Consider the following 3,232-nt stretch of genomic DNA (forward strand, 5'->3'; position numbering starts at 1 on the left):
CTCCCTGCGCCTACACCCCTTTCTCCCTCTAAGGGGCCGACCACCAGCGCACCAGGGTCCTACGCTTTACCTCAAATCGTTCTCCAGATTCGCCAGCCGCCTCCCCTGCTCCGCCGCGCGCTAACTGACAAGCGGCCACGGCGGCCTCCAGCCGGATCTAATACATCGCGCGCTGTGCCACAGCCATCTACGAACACTGCAATGGTGGCACTTCGCAGGGGATCCCGTCTCCGTCACCGTCAATCTTCACGCCAGGGCAACTGCGCAGGTAGAAACGGGCCTCCTCGCACGAAGTCATTTGACTACAGTGTTGCTTCCCCTGGCATTGAAAAACCGGCGAGGCTGCAGGAGGTGCTGTCGCCTCAATTATGGGTTCGGCAGGCTGGGCACTTTGTTCAGCCTTGGGCGACTGCTTGAAGTAGAGCCACGCAGCGGCGACCGCGACGCCGATCAGTAGGAATTTGTTCATGTGACCCCTCGTTATCCCCCAAGGATGCCACAGCAAATGGCGGAGCGGCAATCGGACGACTTGGGCAACGGCGCGGCATCGTCATAGAATTCCGGTTTCGGTGACCCGTCGCCTGGCGCATCGCGTTACCGCGTTCTTCAGGACGTCAGGCCTCTGGCGCGGAGCCAATTCAGCCATGCTTGATCTTCGATCTCGTACGAGCCTCGCGACTCTTTCCATACGATCTCACGCTCACGAAGGGCGTCAATTGCATTTTGAACCGTCCCAGCGCTGACGCTCACATGATCCGGTACAAGGGCCTTGTACGCGGAAATGGCGCGCTCTCCGAAGGGAGAGAATTGACCATCCTTGCCAGCCATGACACGCACCACCGCCCGCTGAAGTGGCGACAGTGATGTGAAGTCGCTTTCGACGTCATGCCACAAGCGCTCCTGGACGAGCGTCGCGTCATCCTTGAGCCGGGCACTGAGGTTTGGCGATTCGTTCGCCAGTGCGATCGTGCCAATCAGGTGGCGCAGCAACTCTGGGCGATGCCCGACCATCACGAAGGCTTCGTAGGCGGCCTCCGGCTCAAACTGATTGCCCGCGGCGAGCGCCCGGTTCACGCTCTTGGTAAATTCGTCGGTAAAGTTTCTATCGAGCAGCGGGAACGGCATCACCTGGGAGCCATAGAATGGCATGCGTGAATTCATGACCAGGTGCGCGAGTTTGTCCCGGCTTGAGCCGGTGAAGACCAGCATGAGGTCCGGGGCCTTGCCCGAAACGTTCATCGCGTCGCGCGCCGCCTTCAGGCCGAACATTGCCTCCACGCCTTTCTCCGTGGTCAGAGCATGCTGCGCTTCATCAACGATCAAGAGAACCGGTTGCTTGGCGGCCTTGCGCAGCGCCTCAAGGGTGTGCGTGAGCGTGACGCCCGCAGGCAATCCCGTGGCGGTGAGGTCTAACCCAAGGGTGCCCATGACGGTGACCTTGGTGAGGCCGACGGCTTTTGCGGCTTTGCCCACGACGCCGGCGTGATCGGCAATTTTGTGCTTGATGGCGTCGGCGATCAGCTCGCCCGGGTCGTGCGCCTTGTTCGACCATAAGTCGACATACACGGTGACCCAGCCGCGCTGCTCGGCGGCTGGCGTAAGGTCCTCGCGCAGGAACGTGGACTTGCCTACCCGACGCGGCGCCGCGAGGAACAGGCCGGAGCGGGCATCCTGGATTCCCTCACCGGCCAAGGCTGCGCAGAAGCTTGCCGCCAACGCGGGGCGGCGAAAGGTGTAACGTTCGGAGGCTGCAGACGGCTCGGACATGCGTCTTCCTGGTGCGATTATCAGCATTTATCCTATCTGGATAATTTATCCTTTGCAAATAAATAATGATAAATGCCTGATGAGGCATATGTGCGCGGGGGCGGGGCGTCATCTTCTCGCGAAAGGCCGGATCCGGGCTGTGTAGCCACTGCTGGACCCGGTGCGGACCTATGTCAATGAACCGATTCCCGGCAGGTCTATGCTTACAAGGAGCGGTACATAGCAGGATTTCAAGGCCGTGTGCTCAAACTCCATATATGGAGACTTGACTCATAGTCGTCATGGCCGCGTTCGTCTTGATCGTCTCTTTCTCTACAGCTTGGTATCGCGACGGCTGACCAGATGATTCTCACCGCGCCCCTCCTTTTCACCCCTGTTGGGAAGCGGGAGTCCTGGCGCCGACCGATGCCGGGCTCGGACAGGTGATCGTCAACAGCCCGCACGACCTGGCTGGCTGAAACACCGCGCTTTGAGTTCGCGGACATTTTGTCGCAGCGTGCCCAGTTGCGAGCAGCGGCACGATGGGAAAGCGGGCGCACAGCTTCACTAGCGCGGGAGCGACAATGAGATATGCACATCCAGGGCTTGACCGTGCCGCGCATCTGCGTATCGGCAGTATGGTGGCGCTTCTGTCGTTCGCCGTCCTTGCCGTATTCTTCGTTCCGTTCTCTATCGCACCGACGAGCGTCCCGGCAAAGATCGCGCAGGACGTGCTCCTGTCGCTGGTTCTTCTGACCGGCGTGACCGCTGTTTCGGACCACCGCGCACAGTTGGTGCCGATCGCGATCGTCAACGGTGTGGCGATAGTAGTCCGCTGGGCCGCATGGTTCACCGGACATGACAACAGGGCTACGTGACGAAACGGCGATCGCTTCACTCGGCTTGCTTAGCGTGGTCATCGGGATTAACGTGTTCAGCGCCGGCACAGTAACCATTCGACCGGATACTTGGCGCGATCACGCTCTACATACTGATCGGCGTGGTATGGCCAGAGGCCTATCAGCTCATAAGCACCTACGACCCCGGTGCTTATGCCGGAATACCGCGTGGCGACATGCCGGCCGATCACTCCACGTGGATCTACTTCAGCTTCGTCACGCTCACAACCTTGGGTTATGGCGACATCACACCGGTCGCTCACGCAGCCAAGTCGCTTGCGATCCTCGAGGCGTTGATCGGTCAGCTCTATCCAGCGATCGTGCTGGCGCGGCTGGTGTCGCTACGCGTCGAAGCGGGCCGCTCCGGCACGAACCAAGGGTGACGCGGCAATGAGCTGGCAGCGATCTTGCTTCACGACGGGGAAGTCCCTTCCATTCGATCACCCCACATTGCGGGAAGAATTCGAACAGCTTCCGCCCATTTGTCCCAAAACCCAGGCTCGTCATGATGTGCGCTCTGGGGTAGCTTTGACCGTGGCTTCCGCTTTGGCACGGTCTCATCTGACACAAAGGGCCAGCAGGCGTCA

4 protein-coding genes are annotated in these 3,232 nt (G+C 60.3%); 2 read left to right on the forward strand and 2 right to left on the reverse strand.

Going from position 1 to position 3,232, the window contains the following annotated elements; all coding sequences use genetic code 11:
• Positions 1–187: 187 nt before the first annotated feature.
• Positions 188–469: an excalibur calcium-binding domain-containing protein gene (locus tag CF70_RS38585; protein ID WP_081862188.1), complete on the reverse strand. Its 282-nt coding sequence runs from the start codon at positions 467–469 to the stop codon at positions 188–190.
• A gap of 137 nt (positions 470–606) precedes the next feature.
• Positions 607–1,767, reverse strand: a complete 1,161-nt coding sequence (locus CF70_RS15355; protein WP_035866168.1) for a hypothetical protein — start codon at positions 1,765–1,767, stop codon at positions 607–609.
• Positions 1,768–2,330: 563 nt separating this feature from the next.
• Here CF70_RS15355 and CF70_RS37830 point away from each other — a divergent pair.
• Together CF70_RS37830 and CF70_RS37835 are read left to right on the forward strand one after the other, a co-directional pair.
• Positions 2,331–2,624 (forward strand): hypothetical protein, encoded by a 294-nt coding sequence (locus CF70_RS37830; RefSeq protein ID WP_235185056.1) that lies wholly within the window; start codon positions 2,331–2,333, stop codon positions 2,622–2,624.
• Positions 2,625–2,821: 197 nt separating this feature from the next.
• Positions 2,822–3,028 carry a potassium channel family protein gene (locus tag CF70_RS37835; protein WP_235185057.1) on the forward strand — a complete coding sequence of 69 codons (207 nt, stop codon included), beginning with the start codon at positions 2,822–2,824 and terminating at the stop codon, positions 3,026–3,028.
• The last annotated feature ends 204 nt before the right edge of the window (positions 3,029–3,232 follow it).

This window comes from Cupriavidus sp. SK-3 (genome assembly GCF_000611145.1).
Lineage (GTDB): Bacteria > Pseudomonadota > Gammaproteobacteria > Burkholderiales > Burkholderiaceae > Cupriavidus.